General features: G+C 33.3%; 13 protein-coding genes, 1 pseudogene and 2 other annotated features. Of the genes and pseudogenes, 2 read left to right on the top strand and 12 right to left on the bottom strand.

The genetic code is table 11. The annotated features are described in order from the left end of the window. Positions 1 to 74 precede the first annotated feature (74 nt). Positions 75 to 1,277: an ISL3 family transposase gene (locus BW731_RS08240; protein WP_143592767.1), complete on the top strand. Its 1,203-nt coding sequence runs from the start codon at positions 75 to 77 to the stop codon at positions 1,275 to 1,277. A gap of 131 nt (positions 1,278 to 1,408) precedes the next feature. Here the strand turns inward: BW731_RS08240 and BW731_RS08235 are convergent, their stop codons facing one another. The 12 genes from BW731_RS08235 to BW731_RS08180 form a co-directional block, all read right to left on the bottom strand. Beyond that, positions 1,409 to 4,111, bottom strand: a complete 2,703-nt coding sequence (locus tag BW731_RS08235; RefSeq protein ID WP_079347245.1) for a YhgE/Pip domain-containing protein — start codon at positions 4,109 to 4,111, stop codon at positions 1,409 to 1,411. Beyond that, the gene (locus BW731_RS08230) at positions 4,105 to 4,602 is read right to left on the bottom strand and encodes an RrF2 family transcriptional regulator (RefSeq protein WP_079347243.1); all 498 of its coding nucleotides are present in this window, start codon (positions 4,600 to 4,602) and stop codon (positions 4,105 to 4,107) included. Before BW731_RS08230 ends, BW731_RS08235 begins: the two co-directional genes overlap by 7 nt. Positions 4,603 to 4,759: 157 nt before the next feature. Beyond that, entirely contained in the window at positions 4,760 to 5,443 is a 684-nt protein-coding gene (locus BW731_RS08225; protein ID WP_079347241.1) for a metal-dependent hydrolase, read from the bottom strand. A 331-nt stretch (positions 5,444 to 5,774) separates the two neighbouring features. Further along, complete coding sequence (locus tag BW731_RS08220) at positions 5,775 to 6,488, bottom strand: tyrosine-protein phosphatase (RefSeq protein WP_079347239.1); 714 nt, start codon at positions 6,486 to 6,488, stop codon at positions 5,775 to 5,777. A gap of 12 nt (positions 6,489 to 6,500) precedes the next feature. After that, positions 6,501 to 7,280: a PhnE/PtxC family ABC transporter permease gene (locus BW731_RS08215; RefSeq protein WP_233120452.1), complete on the bottom strand. Its 780-nt coding sequence runs from the start codon at positions 7,278 to 7,280 to the stop codon at positions 6,501 to 6,503. 13 nt (positions 7,281 to 7,293) lie between these two features. After that, positions 7,294 to 8,085 carry a phosphonate ABC transporter, permease protein PhnE gene (phnE, locus tag BW731_RS08210; RefSeq protein ID WP_079347235.1) on the bottom strand — a complete coding sequence of 264 codons (792 nt, stop codon included), beginning with the start codon at positions 8,083 to 8,085 and terminating at the stop codon, positions 7,294 to 7,296. Then, the gene (gene phnC / locus BW731_RS08205) at positions 8,078 to 8,893 is read right to left on the bottom strand and encodes a phosphonate ABC transporter ATP-binding protein (protein ID WP_079347233.1); all 816 of its coding nucleotides are present in this window, start codon (positions 8,891 to 8,893) and stop codon (positions 8,078 to 8,080) included. The genes phnE and phnC overlap by 8 nt, the downstream gene beginning before the upstream one ends. 4 nt (positions 8,894 to 8,897) lie before the next feature. Beyond that, positions 8,898 to 9,809 carry a phosphate/phosphite/phosphonate ABC transporter substrate-binding protein gene (phnD, locus tag BW731_RS08200; protein ID WP_079347232.1) on the bottom strand — a complete coding sequence of 304 codons (912 nt, stop codon included), beginning with the start codon at positions 9,807 to 9,809 and terminating at the stop codon, positions 8,898 to 8,900. A gap of 238 nt (positions 9,810 to 10,047) precedes the next feature. Then, the gene (locus BW731_RS08195) at positions 10,048 to 11,253 is read right to left on the bottom strand and encodes a M20 family metallopeptidase (RefSeq protein ID WP_079347230.1); all 1,206 of its coding nucleotides are present in this window, start codon (positions 11,251 to 11,253) and stop codon (positions 10,048 to 10,050) included. 24 nt (positions 11,254 to 11,277) lie between these two features. Next, on the bottom strand, positions 11,278 to 12,129 hold the full coding sequence (locus BW731_RS08190; protein ID WP_079347228.1) for a MetQ/NlpA family ABC transporter substrate-binding protein: 852 nt from the start codon (positions 12,127 to 12,129) through the stop codon (positions 11,278 to 11,280). Positions 12,130 to 12,150: 21 nt separating this feature from the next. Next, positions 12,151 to 12,831: a methionine ABC transporter permease gene (locus tag BW731_RS08185; RefSeq protein ID WP_079347226.1), complete on the bottom strand. Its 681-nt coding sequence runs from the start codon at positions 12,829 to 12,831 to the stop codon at positions 12,151 to 12,153. Next, positions 12,815 to 13,894, bottom strand: coding sequence for a methionine ABC transporter ATP-binding protein (locus BW731_RS08180; RefSeq protein ID WP_079347224.1), 1,080 nt, complete (start codon positions 13,892 to 13,894; stop codon positions 12,815 to 12,817). Before BW731_RS08180 ends, BW731_RS08185 begins: the two co-directional genes overlap by 17 nt. Positions 13,895 to 13,962: 68 nt before the next feature. Beyond that, positions 13,963 to 14,204: a binding site (T-box leader), on the bottom strand. 37 nt (positions 14,205 to 14,241) lie between these two features. Further along, positions 14,242 to 14,474 (bottom strand) — a binding site (T-box leader). A 164-nt stretch (positions 14,475 to 14,638) separates the two neighbouring features. Between BW731_RS08180 and BW731_RS08175 the strand changes: the two are divergent. Continuing rightward, a pseudogene (locus BW731_RS08175) lies at positions 14,639 to 16,004 on the top strand (ISNCY family transposase). The last annotated feature ends 41 nt before the right edge of the window (positions 16,005 to 16,045 follow it).

The raw sequence follows: 16,045 nt of genomic DNA, 5'->3' as shown, positions 1-16,045 counted from the left end.
GAAATACAATTTGAGTGTATCACAAATGATTTTTTAGTTGTCTAGCTTAATTTTACAATCGGCGTACTGAAAAAATAAAAGGCGTTTTCTCTCGGATATTCCATGGTTTTTTAGAAGAATCTCCTACATGCTGTCCGCATTGTCAAAGTAATCACTCTAATATTATTAAATGGGGATATACAACTAGCCTAATTAAAATGCCTAGTGTTTCTGAATATGTCACTTATATTAGATTAAAGAAACGTCGTTTCTTTTGTAAAAAATGTGATACGACTTTTGTTTTAGATACCCCTTTTGTTTCTAGAAACAACTGTATTTCTAATAATTTAAAACGTCTCATTGCGAAACAGTTAACCTCTAAACACGCCATGAGTGATATCGCAAAACAAACGAGCGTTTCAACTTCAACTGTCTCTCGCGTATTAAAAGAGTGGTATGAACCGATTAAGAAGTATAGTTATGAACTTCCGTCTGTACTATGTTTTGATGAATTTAAATCTGTTAAAAAAGTAGCTGGTTCAATGAGTTTTATTATGATGAACGGTGAAACAAATGAATTAATTGATATTCTACCTGATCGAAGATTACCAAAAATTGAGAATTATTTTAATGGCTTCTCTCTAGCTAATAGAAAACAAGTAAAATATGTCGTTTCAGATATCTATCAACCTTACATTACTTTAACTAAACGAGTGTTCCCTAACGCTAAAGTCGTTTTAGATAAATTCCATCTCGTTCAACATCTCGGCAGGGCATTTCAAAAGATACGGATTAAAATAATGACTCAATTAAAATGTAAAGATAACGGGGTTATCTTTAGACGAATTAAAAAGTATTGGAAATTACTTCAAAAAAGCTATGACAAATTAGATTATATCCAACAGCATTGGCGTCCATCCTTTAAAGCGTATCTTTCTGAAAAAGAATTACTTGAACGCTTACTTACCTATGATTCTAAATTGACAGAGGCTTACAACACCTATCAACAAATTTTAAGAGCGATTCAAACAAAGGATTATTCTTTATTTTTGGAATTAATTAATCAACCAACAGGATTTAAAGAGTTTATTCCTGTTTTCAAAACATTTAAAAAATATCGAGAAGAAATAAAAAACACCTTTGAAACATCTTATTCAAACGGTCCATTAGAATGTATGAATAACCACATTAAAGTCGTTAAGCGTAATTCCTATGGCATGAGAAGTTTTTATAATTTTAAGCTACGACTATCAATTTGTTTAAAAGAATCTGCCTTTACATCACAAAAAAAGATCTAGAAAACTAAATGCTTTCTAGATCTTAAATTCTAACGTATTAATCCTTACCAACAGTAGTTGACAAAGAGCCTTTATTTATAATAAAAAAAGAACCTAGAGTTATTCTAGATTCTTTTTTATATCATTTAATATTAATGAAGAATTCGTCCTTCTTTTAGGTTGTCTCCTACTTTTTTAAATAATCTTTCTGCACGTGGGTACAAAATGTATCCAGCCACAAAGAATCCAATAGTAATACTTACTAAAATAGTTATTGCTTTAAGAGCTGATGGCCAGTAAATCCCGCCCACAGACTCTCTTAGTAAATTCACGGCATATGTAAATGGAATATAAGGATTAATTGCTCTAAAGAATGGACCTGACATTTCAATTGGGAAGTTTCCTCCACCTGCTGAAATAGAAAGAACCAAGATAATAATGGCAATTCCTTTACCAAGATTATCAAATAAAGCAACTAGCACATACACCATCATCATAAAGGCCAAATCAATAATTAAAGCAAATATCACATTCCAAACTGGATTTTTTGTGTATGTTCCTAGAAGTAATTGATTTCCAATTGTTACAATCAATGCTTGGAAAAATCCAACTACAAGGAATGTTCCCATACGAGCTAAGAACTGTTGACGTTTTGAATATTTTCCAACTTGTTCTTCTTCTAAATGGAATTTAGTTGATGCAATACTTGAGAATAATACTGCCCCAACCCATAAACAAAGCGCTGTATAGAATGGTGTACTCGCTGAACCATAATTAGGAACAGGGTATACATCTTTTGTTTTTAGTTTAACAGGACTTGAAATAAATTTACTTTCGGCATTGGCATCACCTTTTAGATACTTCAATGCTTCATCTAAATCAATGTCTTTTTCACCTTTTCTAATGGCATTGGCTGCTTTTTGAACACCTTCTTTAATATTTGGCCAATCTTCTTTAATCATGACTTCAGCTGCATTTAAAGCTGTCTCTAATTTAGGCGCTTTTTCATTTACTTTCCCCATTGTCTCTTTTACGTCATCTTCAATACCTGGCAAGTCATTTTTAATAAATAATGTTGCCTTGTTCATTTTACTTTGCACAACGGGAAAATCGTTTCTAAAGAAATCCGCCCCTTGGTTAATGCCATTAATAATTAAATTCATATTGCCATTTAACATCACATTAGCTGTATGAATTTCATCTTGAATCGCTGGCATCTCTTTTTGATAATCTTTTAAGAATCCTATCGCTTCATTAATAATACCCGTTGTATTTTTTAATAAACTATCAAGAGTTTTCATTGTATCATCAGCGATAATTGTTCCTGTAATATTTTGAGCCGAATTAAGCATATGTTGTACATTAGTTAATGTTTGGTTTACTTGTGCTTCAATCTCTTGTGGGTTAATTGATACAACAATCTGATTTAATGTATTGCTGATTTCAGTTAATTTTGCTTGTAATTTAGCTGGTGCTGCTGCATAATCTTCCCAATTATCTAAAATAGATTGAACGTTTGCTTGAGCATGACTCACATGATTTTCTAAATCAGCTAATTGTGCCAATGCATTAGAAAAATCAGGTGCATTTGGTAAGGTTGATAATTGAGTCAATGTCTCTTTTAATGACTGAATAATTTGTAGTTGTGTGCTTAATTGTTTATCCAATTTTACAAGTTGATCATGAATTTGCGCTGTATGTGTTTCAGTGTCTAACGCACCAATATCAGCTGCTAATTTAGCTGATACTTTAGATAAGGTATCTAACACTTCCAATCCTTGTGTCAAGCCTTCTGTTACAGTTGGTAATACTTCAGCAATTTCAGTCAATTGTTTTTGTAAATCTGGAATCATACCATCAGCTGTGTTAATCAACTCCGTCACGTCTGGTAATACTTTTTGTGCTGTAGCAATCACTTCTAGCCCTTTTGTTGCTTCATTAATGGCATCATCCATCATCTTCACAATTTTATCCATATCATTGTCAGCTTTGTTTAACTGAGTTCCGGCATTTTTTATTTTTGGAATATTTCCTTGAACGTCATAAACAAGTTGCCCATACTGTGCAATTTCAGGTAATTTACCATTTAATGCCACCACTTTGTCTGTTGTTTTATTTAATTCAGGAATGTAGTCCACAAACTCATTTGCCATATCAAGTTTTTGTTTAAATTCTGGCATTTTAGCTTGTAATTGTAGCACTTCTTTTGTATAGCCATCAATTTCATCAAGATTTTCATCAACCGTTAAAATTTTAGATGTAATTTTTCTAATAGAAGGCAAGTTTGCATCCAGATTAAACCCAATTTCATTAAATACTTCTAGCAATGTTTTACTCGCTGTTTCAATAAACTCTGTTGAAATCGTATCTTGAATGGTTCCTGCCCCTTTATCAGAAATTTTTGGTGCAATGGCATTAATTTTTTGGTTCACTTGATATTCGATTTCAGGATAATCAATTTCACCTTTTGTAAAACTTAATAAATTCTCAGTGAAGTTCTTCGGTAAATAAATTCCTGCATAATACTTACCAGTTTTCACTTTATCATCAAGCTCTTGCTTTGATGACACAAATTGCCATCCAATTGTTTTATTATCTTTTAAATTTTCAACAATCTCATCACCAATATTTATTTCTTTGCCTTTCAAATCAACTGTTTGATCGTCTGAATAAATACCAATTTTGATACCACCAGTATTTGAATAAGGATCCCATAATGCTGCAATGTTAAACCATGCATACAACGATGGGATAATCATTAATGCAATCATCAAAACAAACGTCAGCTTGTTGTGAAAAATCCTTTTCCAATCCAGTACAAATAAATCCCATACATTTTTTATTCTATTTAACATTGAACTGACCCCTCATCTTCTATAAAATCATTCCAATTTCGATGTGGTATTTCGCCATATTCTCGAAATACATCAGATAATATATCTTTGACTGTTATTCTTCCTAATTCTTCATTCCATTTTTTATCTGCTTTTGCAAAACACTCAGCTATCTGTTCATCACCCGTTTGAGCAATTTCAGTAAAATCACTGAATGCTCTTTCTAAAACACCTATCTTGGGAAATGAATGAAATGGCTCTTCTATTGCTTCGACAATATTTAATAACGTAATTTCTGATAAATCTTTTTTTATATAAAATCCACCGTTATTGCCGGAAACACCTTCTATTATATTCGACACGACGAGTTTCCTTAGTAGCTTTCTAATATACGAAGAAGAAACAGATAGTTTCTGATAAATTGCTATTGATGACACAGGAACATCTTTTTCCTGAGTTGATAATAATGCCATAATTGCCAAAGCTTGTTCCGTTGCATTGGTTAGCTTCAAGCTATATCACTTCCTCTCATTTCTTACATTTGGCTATTATAGACTTTTTTTGTCCACAATGCAACGGAAAAGTTTTCGTTATTTATGTTTCGTAAAAAAGTTACATTTACAGTACTAAAAAAGAACAGTTTTATAGAAAACTGTTCTAATATCATTTTTAATATTCAATAAATTCTCCTGATTGAAGCACTTTTCCCTTATCTTTAGGTAACGAATTAACAAAGTGTTTTGGGTCTTGTTCTATAACTGGAAACGTATTGTAATGAATAGGGATATTAACATTGGCATTGATTATTCTAGCTGCCTTCACTGCATCTTTTATTCCCATCGTAAAATTGTCACCAATCGGTAAAAAAGCGACATCGATTTGAACATCATCCGCTAACAATGATAAATCACTATAAAAAGCCGTATCTCCAGCATGATAGATCGTTTTGCCATCAATCTCAAATAAAAATCCGGCTGGCTCACCCATATAAATCATCTCACCATTAAACTCATAGCCAGAACTATGTTGAGCAAATACCATTTTTACTCGGCCAAATGGAAAATTAAAACTTCCGCCAATATTCATATGGTGTATGTTTTCAATTCCTTGACTCGTCGCAAAATGACATACTTCAGGAATTGCCACAACTTGTGCTTTCGTTCTTTTAGCTAAATAAACCATATCGCCTATGTGATCTGCATGACCATGAGTTATAAAAATATAATCTACATCTATGTCATCTAATACTAAGTCTGTCAAATCATTTCCAGTGATAAATGGATCAATTATTAATCGTGTACCATCGTTTGTTTCTATACTAATTACCGAGTGACCATGATATCCTACTTTCATCTCTATGACCTCCTAATTGACTTAATATTTCAATTATACCTTAATAGGCCTTAATAACTCAAAAAACTGAATGATTTTTATCATCCAGTTTTTTTGGTCGACTTGTTGATTAGAAGAAAATTAATAAAAAACAACTAGGGGGATAGTGTTTTCTATTAAAGAAGTCAGGTTGTTCTATTTCTTTGACAAGTCATTTAACTATTAACATAACAATTATAAGCCGATTGTAATAACGCCACCTTTAGTGACAATTACTACACTCTTACTATACAACGCTAGTGTAAAGTCTCTATCGTAACTTTGTAAATTGTTTGTAAATAAAAAACAGTTGTTAAACTTTTTGAATGTAGGCTTCTTTAATTTCTAAAAGCATCTCATCAGACAAACCACATTCTTTTAAATAGTTATATACTGTTCCATAATTTTCTGTAATAACAGGTAATAACTTCTCCATATTTTTGCGATCAGAATACATTAAATCCTCATAACCTTTTGGTGATTGCAATGCCTCATTAGCAGAAAGATAGGTATAAGAAGTTTCATAGTTAGCAATGATATCTTTTTCATCCACATCTAGTAAACCTAATAATAGACATGCCATAACACCAGTTCTGTCTTTTCCTGCAGCACAATGGAATATCAAACCTGTATCTCTTGATTCATGAACTGCAACAAATAATTCATTTACAATCCCTTTTTGTTCATGAATCATGTGCTCATAAAAGTCATACAATGACATACTCGTTGTTGATTGAGAGATATCTTGAATGCTTTCATCCACCACAAATGGAATATGATAGTTTTTAACTACTGAACTTCTTTCCAATGGATAATCTGATCCCGTTCTTTCTTTTGGTGTTCTTAAGTCAATCACAGCACCTATACCATACTCTTCTAAAAAAGCAACGTCATTGTCTGTTAAACGACACACATCATCACTTCTAAAAAGTTTTTTCCAGGCAACCATGTTATTATCTTTCGTTGGAATTCCACCTAAATCTCTTGTATTAAATGTTGTTTCTAATGGTAATCGTTGATAGTACATACACTTTCTCCTTTAAATTGCTTTTTTTGCTCGTGTTACAAACATTTCTACAGCAAACATTGTACTGAAGATAACTAACACGATAAATGTGATTCTTCCATAATCATAGCTACTGATTGCTCGAGTTAATAACGTCCCAATCCCTCCAGCACCTACCATCCCGAGTGAAATAGATTCTGCTACGTTTCCTTCAACACGGATGGCTAACCAGTTTAAAAATGACTTGGAAACATTTGGTAAAATCCCTTCTTGAATTAGTTGGAACCAGTTTGCTCCAGTTGATTTCATGGTTTCAATCACTTGTGCTGGAACTTCTTCGATACTACTAATAAATGATTTTGTTAAATAACCAACTGTCGGGAACATCATACCGATAATTCCAGCAAGTGAACCAAATCCTAAACTGGCAACAATCATTAAAATCCAAACAAGTGATGGAATCGCACGAATCACCGACATGATTCCTTTAATTACTGCCGATAAAAATGGTAGTGGTGAGATATTATCTGCCCCTAAACAAGCTAAGATAAATGAAATTATCGCTCCTAAAACAAGTGATGCTACTGCCATTGACAATGACAATAATAGTTCTGAAAATACTGTCCCTAAATCAGAAGCATCTATTACAAGAAAGTGTTTGATTACTTCACCTGATTGTTCAAATCTTGACATGAATGTTGCCATGTCTAAATTTAAAAAACTGACACTCACAATAAATAGTAAAATTGCTCCTATAGTAATAAAAATAGTTCGAATTCTATCATTCTTTTGTATTAATGGAATATCTTTCACTATCGTAATCCTCCTATAAAATCCATTTTCTTAGTTTATTTACAACAAATTCTGTCAATAATACTAAGATAACTAATATTAAAATTAAAGCCATCGCTTCTTTGTATTTAAATAGTCGGATATTTGTTTGAATCATGATACCAATACCACCAGCACCTACCATTCCTAAAATAGCTGATGCACGAATATTAATTTCAAAAGAGAAAAATGTCCAGTTAATCCATGAAGGGAAAAACGCTGGAATAATTCCATGAACCAATAACTGAGCAGGAGATGCACCAGTCGCTTTTAATGCTTCTAATTTACTATCAGCAATATTGTTCATCTCTTCAGCATAAGACCTAGTTAAAAATCCAAATGTCGCAATAATTAACGCTAATAAACCGACCATATTCCCTATCCCAAAAATATACACAAGCAAAGATGCCCATACTAAAACTGGAATATTACGGATGAACGATACAATAAATCGTATGATGATTCTTACTGGTGCAAATGGGTTGATTGATTCAGCCATCAATAACCCAAAAACAAATGATAAAATAGCAGAAATATATGTACCGACAACTGCAAATAATAATGTTTCGATTATCAATGACACATAACTCGAAAAACCAGTGAAATTTGGTGGAAAAAAATTCTCACCAAAGAACGAAAACACACTAGGTAACGTGACAAATGGTGTTAATGGATTCACTTTTAAATAAATAAAAGAATACGCCACAACGGCAAATAACAACACACCTGTAATTCTTTTTTTTATGCTCTTTTGTTGACTTAAAGCAATTGTTGCTGGACTATCCATATACTTGACCCTCCTCCTGAGGCATTGACACTACAGGAATACTTTTAATGTTTCCAGCTTGAGATAAGTCATTATTGTAGATTGTTTCAATCATGTCATCAGTTAACTCAGACGGTTTACCATCAAACACAATCTCACCTTTTCTTACACCAATAATACGAGTCGCAAATTTTTTCGCAACGTCAACTTGATGCAAGTTTACAATCGTTGTTACGCCTTTTGATTCTGTAATATCTTTTAATTGTGTCATAACTACTTCAGATGATTTAGGATCAAGAGACGCAATTGGTTCATCAGCTAAAATCAGTGCAGGATTTTGCATTAAGGCACGACAAATCCCAACACGTTGCATCTGTCCGCCTGACAATTCATCGGCTCGTTTGTATGCTTGATCTTCTAATCCGACTTGTTTTAATAAATCCATTGCTGTACTTCTATTTTCTTGAGAATAACGACCAAAAGCACTAGTAAAAAATGATACTTGACCAAGTTTTCCGTGAAGCACATTTTTTAAAACATTTGTGCGTTCAATCAAATTATAGTGTTGAAAAATCATCCCGATATGCGAACGCAATCGTCTTAGTTCTTTTCCTTTTGCACTTGAAATTGATTGGTCTTTAAAAATGACGTCACCTGATGTTGGTGCAACAAGTTGATTAATAATACGAATTAATGTTGATTTACCTGCACCAGAAGGGCCAATGATTACGACAAATTCACCTTCATCAATTGACAATGAGACATTGTTTAATGCTTTTTGTCCTGCTTTATACTCTTTATTTACGTTTTTAATTTCTAATAAAGTCATTTTTTTACTCCCCTTCTATGCCTAATACTTTGATAATATCCTTCACACCTTCGTAATCATCATCTTTTGCCTCAACAAATCGAATTGATCCATCTTTATAGAATGCTTTAAAATATTCTTCATCATCATAATTTAAATAAAAGTCTTTGATTTTTTTCTTTAGTTCTTCAGGTAATTCTGAGCGAATAACATATGCTGCATTTGGAATTTCTTGTGTTTCATCAATTACTTTTAAGTCGTCTTTTTTCACTAACCCAGCATCATCCATACTTTGTAATACTTGGCCAGCAACTGCTGCTGCATCATAATCTCCTTTTGACACACCCATAACACTTGAATCATGTTTACCTGAATATGCAACTGTTTTAAAGAAATAATCTGGCTCTTCTAATTTTGCTTGATCTAATTTTAATTTTGTTACTAATTCATATTTTGGATAAAGATATCCTGATGAAGATGCAGGATCAACAAATGCGAAGTTCGTTCCTTTCAAATCTTCTAATGAATTAATTTTGTCGTTATCTTTTTTAGTAATAAACACTGTACGATATGTTTCACTTCCTGGAGCTGTTGTTGTTACTAAAGGATCAATATCAACTCTTTGTTTTGCTTGGAAATAACTCATAGGTGACACAAGAAGCACGTCTAATTTTTTATTTTTCATGGCTTCAATTCCAACTGCATAATCCGCACCTTCCATAATTTCAACTGGAAGACCAATTGCTTCACTTAAATCTTTTTGGAATTTCTCATTTTTACCACCAGCTGCTGGATTGTTTTCATCTGGCATAGTAACAATCGTCACCTTGTCTGGCATACCATCCTCTTTTTTACTATCAGCTGAACTTGACCCACATGCTGTTAATAATCCTACTGATACTAATGCTGCCAAACCATAAAGTAATTTCTTTTTCATCTTAATATTTAACCCCCATATTTTTCTTTTACTAACGGGATTATATCTTTTTCATGTAAATTTCAAAGTCTTTTTTATGTAAAGTTTTTGTATAAACAAAAGAGTCCGACTCAAAAGTCTTAAAAATAGAAAGATCCCATGAAACCAGCTTATTAAAACACTGACTTCATGGGATTTCTATCTTGTTAGTTTAGTGATTTTCATTTAAAAAGCTATTTTTGGGGCAGCCTCTATAGAATTAGTTCCCTTTTATTTTTTGTTCTTTGTGTTCTTCTTTTATTTTATTTAGTAACTCTTCATCTAATAATAAATCCAGTGCTGTTTCAGCTAATAACTCTGCTGCAATTCCTATAGAATCTAATCCCTTTTCACTTTTAGCTGCTTCTCTAAATTCTTCAGAGTGACCTGCAATGTATTCATTAGATATAGAGACAGTTGGTTGAATCGTTGGAATAACTTGGCTCACATTCCCAACATCTGAAGAACCAAGATTCTGCCTTTCACCACTGTATACTTCTTCTTCCGGAATACCAATTTTTTCAAAATGACTAACAAACACCTCATCAAATGCTGGTGTCACAATGATGTCATCTACCCCATTTTGAAACAAACCAAATTTATAATCAGTACCTGTTGCAAGTGCTGCGCCCTTAATCACATTCTCAATTTTTTTGTAAACATCATCTAAAGTTGCTCTGTTAGAAGCTCTTAAGTAAAATCGACCCGAAGCGTACTCTGGCACAACATTTGCTGCTACTCCACCATTCGTGATAATACCATGGATGTTCACGTCTTTTGGTAAATGAAGCCTCAAACCATTAATCCCATTAAATGCTTGAATTAAAGCATCAAGTGCATTCACCCCTTTATCAGGAGCAGCTGCAGCATGTGAGGCAACCCCAAAAAATTCAATATCAACTGGATCATTTGCTAATCCTAATGCTGTTTTTCCATATTTATGCGCTGGATGAACACAAAGAGCCGCATCAACATCATCAAAAAATCCTTCCCTTACAAAACTACCTTTAGCTGACCCATTTTCCCCACCTTCTTCACCAGGTGTTCCATATACTCTTATTTCTCCACCAACTTCATCTACCACTTGTTTTAACGCACTAGCAGCTAGCACGGAATAATTCCCGAAGAGATTGTGCCCACAAGCATGACCAATACCAGGTAAAGCATCGTACTCTGCTAAAAATGCTAATGTTGGACCATCTTTTTTAGATTTGTAACGTGCATCAAACCCTGTATGATGTCCTGCCACATCTTTTGTTACATCAAATCCTTCTTTTTTTAATTGATTAATTAATACATCTGATGAGTAAACTTCATAATTACTGACTTCCGGATGAGCATGTATGTCTAATGCTAGTTCTTTATATATAGGTAGTTGTTTTTTAACATAATTTTTTATCATTACTGATTGTTCTGCTCTTGTCATAGTCCTTTTCTCCTTTAAGTAGCTTTATTTTTTACCAAATGTATCCCAAGCTGGAATACTTGAGCCTTTAGATGTTTCTTCAATCACTTTTTTCGTATCTTCTGTTTGATAAGCATCTACTATTTTTTGGTATGTTTCATTATCTTCATCTTCTTTTCTTGCCACAATAATATTGACATATGGTTTTGATGTATCATCTACTGGTTCTAAGAATATCGCATCTTTCGTTGGATTGTATCCAGCATCTACTGCCACACCACTATTGATAATAGCTGCTGCAACATCTTGTAAAGAACGAGGTGTTTGAGAAGCATCTAATTCTTCAATGTTTAAATTCAATTTATTCTCTGTAATATCACTCACTGTTGGTGATTGTTTTTTGGCTGGATCAACTTTGATTAACCCTGCTGTTTGAAGAAGTAATAATGCACGTCCCCCATTTGTTACATCATTTGGAATAGAGATTGTATCTCCATCTTTTAGTTCTTTAACATCTTTAATTTTTTCTGAATAGATTCCCAAAGGTGCATTCACTGTATTCCCAATTGATACTAAATCTGTCCCATGTTCTTTATTAAAGTTATCTAAAAAGATTTGATGTTGGAATGAGTTTAAATCAATATCACCACTATCTAAAGCCACGTTTGGTTGACTATAATCAGTAAATTTTACATATTCTAGATTAATTCCTTCATCTTTTAATCTCTTTTGCACATCATCCCAAACATCTGTGTCTGATCCGACAACACCTAATTTTACTGTCACTTCTTTTCCATCTTTTGACTCAGATGTCGCCTCTTTATTACCTGAACCACACCCTGTAATAACTAATAATACTGCTGCAACTGCTACGATATATCCGACAAATTTTTTCATGTTTCATTCTCCTTTTGATTGTTAATGACTTATTTTCTTTATGATAAAGTTACTGATTCCCTGACAAATAAATACGATTAATAAAATAATAATCAACGCTGCCCAAGTGACATCACTTTGAAATCTATTATGACCTCTTGATATGGCTAGATTCCCTAACCCTCCAGCACCAACTGCTCCAGCCATCGCTGTTAACCCAATTACATTGATAATCGTGAGGGCTGAAACTCTGACAATACCTGGCAAACCTTCTTTTAAATACACTCTAAAGATAATTCCTAAAGGACTTGTCCCCATGGCTTCAGCCGCCTCAATAACTCCTGGGTCAACTTCGAGTAATGCGACTTCAATCTGTCTTGCAAAAAATGGGACAACTCCTGCAACAAGTGGCACAAGTGCTGCTGTTGCACCGATTGTTGTTCCTGCAATGACACGTGTCACAACATTTAATAAAGCCAGTAAGATGATAAATGGTATGGAACGAACCACATTCACAATTTTATCTAATAGGTGATACAAATATTTTTGTTCTAATAATCCACCTGGTCGAGTGACGACTAAAACAACACCAAATATCAAACCAAATATTCCCGCAATAATTGCTGTCCAAAAAGACATGTATAATGTTTCAATAGTCGCTTGCTTAAATTCATCTGGAATTTGACTAACATTTGGTAGATATTTTTCAATTAACCCTTGCATAATGATTCACTCCTTCCACTTCAACTGGCTCATCTACTTTAACGATTGTAATTTTAACGCCTTCAGCAATAAGATAAGCCACTGCTTCTTGTCTTTTATCTATGTCACCTGACAAACTGACCACTAAGCTTCCCAATGGGACATCTTGAATAATTTCAACATTTCCATAAAGAATATTGGCTGATACTTGGAAACGACTGTACAGTTGTGAAATTAACGCTTCATTCGTTTGACTTCCTATATAAGATAATTCAATTAGCCAAACGTCGTTGGATGAATCAATAAAGGATTGACTATTCAGTATCGTTTCTAGGGCTTGATCAATATGTGAAGCTGTTCGAATAAATGTCTGAGTCAATTCTTTTTCCGCTTGGCTAAATAATGTGACACTGTCTCCTTTTTCAACAATCTCGCCATTTTCCATTACTGCGACTTTATTACATATTTCTTTAACCACTTGCATTTCGTGGGTAATAAGTACAATGGTTAAATTTAACCGTTTATTCAATTCTTTTAATAGGGATAAAATCTGTAATGTTGTTTTTGGATCAAGAGCACTTGTTGCTTCATCACATAAAAGAATTTCTGGGTCATTTGCTAAAGCTCTTGCAATAGCAACACGTTGTTTTTGACCTCCTGACAATTGGCTTGGATACGCGTCATGTTGATCAGATAAACCAACTAATTCTAATAATTCTGTTACTTTTTCTTTTCTCTCTTGTTTTGATTTTCCTGAATACTTTAGCGAAAAATCAACATTATCAAAAATAGTACGACTTACCATTAGATTAAAATGTTGGAAAATCATCCCAATGGACTGTCTCTTCCTTCTTAAATCCTTTCCCTTTAAATTTGTAATGTTTTCTCCTTTTATAATGACCTCACCCGATGTCGGTTGTTGTAATAAATTAATCACTCTCACTAACGTGCTTTTTCCTGCACCAGAAAAACCGACAATGCCATATATATCCCCTTTATCTATAGTTAAATTTACATCTCTGACAGCATTAATTTGTCTGTCTGGTTGATGGAACGTTACTGATATATCTTTCAACTCAATCATTTTATTTCCTCCAAATTTATTTATAAAAAAAAAACATCCCCAAGAAAACAAACCCTGTCATTTGTTTTCTTGAGGACGCTTGTGCGTGTTACCACCTCTAATTTGACTAATTCTCACAAATTAATCCTTATCGAGTACTATCATACTCTAGCAAGTTAACGGTTGCGCTCGTTGCATTCTTACAATATTTTGCTCGAATCCAAATTACTCAATGGCCATTTTCAGTTACATCATTTTTCCTCTTCTCAGCTAATTGAGGTTCTCTGTAAAAAATAAAAAAGCAACTTACTTACCATGTCATCGTATGTCTATAAAAATAAAAAAGTCCTTTTACATAGTGAACTATGTAAAAGGACGAGTTATCGTGTTACCACCTTAGTTTAGAAGAATTTCTTCTTCCCTTAGCCCGACAAAAAATCTATCGGCGTTTCTTTTAACGGTGAAACAATCTCCGAGAATACCTACTTATCGATATCCTTTCCTCATAGGCCATTTTCTACTTATCTGAACTTAACTCTTTTCACCAACCAGAGTCTCTCTAAAAAGCATCAAAGTATACTTTCCTAATCAACAGAACGTTATTTATCTATGGCTATAAATTTACATGATTTAACTCATGATGTCAACACTAATTTTTAATCTTTTTCTAATTATATCATTTGAAAGTGATAATGTCCTAAGTAGGTCGAAAGACAAAATGTCCCAAAATGATAAAATAACTTTATGAAAAGGATAAATCTAACAATGAATGAAACCAAAAAGTATCAAGTTATTAAAGCTGTCGCTGAAAATAAAAAACAAAAAAAGAGAGCTAGTGTTGAACTTAATTTATCTATACGACAAATTAACCGTTTAGTGAAATCATACAGGGAAAATGGTAAATCAGCATTTGTCCATAAAAATCGAGGGAGAAAAAATAAGCACTCTGTGCCTGAAAAAGTAAAACAACAAATAATCACTAGTTATCAATCGTTTAGTATTAAACCAAATATTAAGCATTTTACTGAAATACTGAAAAACGACCATCATATCTGTTATACAGATACTACAATTAGAAGCATCCTGTACAAAGAAAAAATACTTTCACCAAAGGCTCAAAAAAAGACAAAAAGAAGACTCAAACAATTAATAAAGCAAGAAGGTCAACAAACCAAACAATCAGAGAACCTATTGGTTCCAAGAGCTGAAGACTACCTAGAACTCCCTGAAAAGACCCATCCTAGTCGACCTAGAAAAAAATACAAAGGAGAATTAATTCAATTAGATGCTAGTTCATATAATTGGTTTGGAAATCAAATAACTCATCTTCATTTAGCTATTGACGACGCATCAGGTAATATTGTTGGCGCTTATTTTGACCAACAGGAAACGCTCAATGGTTATTACCATGTTCTTCATCAAATTCTGACAAAACAAGGGATTCCTGCCACTTTTCTAACAGATAAACGAACCGTCTTTGAGTACAACAAAAAATCAACAAAAGCTGTAGAAGAAGATACGTTCACGCAGTTTGGGTTTGCTTGTCATCAATTAGGTATTCACATAAAAACATCCTCTATTCCTCAAGCAAAAGGTCGTGTAGAACGTTTAAATGGGACAGTGCAATCAAGATTGCCTGTTGATCTTGAGATAGCAAATATACATTCTATAGAGGAGGCTAATCAATTTCTATCTGTATGGATTCGAAATTTCAATCGACAATTTGGTCACAAAACTGCAGAAAGTGTTTATGAAACTTCTCCTACAACAGCTTAAATTAATTTATTACTAGCTACTGTCTCTCATCGTATAGTCGATAATGGCCATCATATTAAGTATCAAAATAAATTTTATCTTCCAACGGAAGGTGGTAGCGACAAATATTTTACAAGGAAAACGAAAGCATTAATTATAAAAGCTTTTAACGGGGAGATTTATGTTAATATAGCAGAAAAAATTTATCCTACTAGACGATTAAAAACCCACGAGACCTATTCAAAAGAATTTGATGGGGTTAAGACGCAAGTACATTCCACCACAGTCACATCCGTGGAAACTTGAGTCTTTCAAAAGGTATCTTCAAAGTATTGACCGTACTATCGAAGAACATGAGGCTGAAAAAACAGCCTGAAACAAAAAGTACCTTATTTTACCAATAATGGTCACATTAGT

Origin of the sequence: Vagococcus martis (genome assembly GCF_002026305.1) — a bacterium.
GTDB classification, from domain to species: domain Bacteria; phylum Bacillota; class Bacilli; order Lactobacillales; family Vagococcaceae; genus Vagococcus; species Vagococcus martis.
The sequence above is the reverse complement of the archived record's forward strand: the minus strand, read 5'-3'. Positions and strand labels throughout refer to the sequence as shown.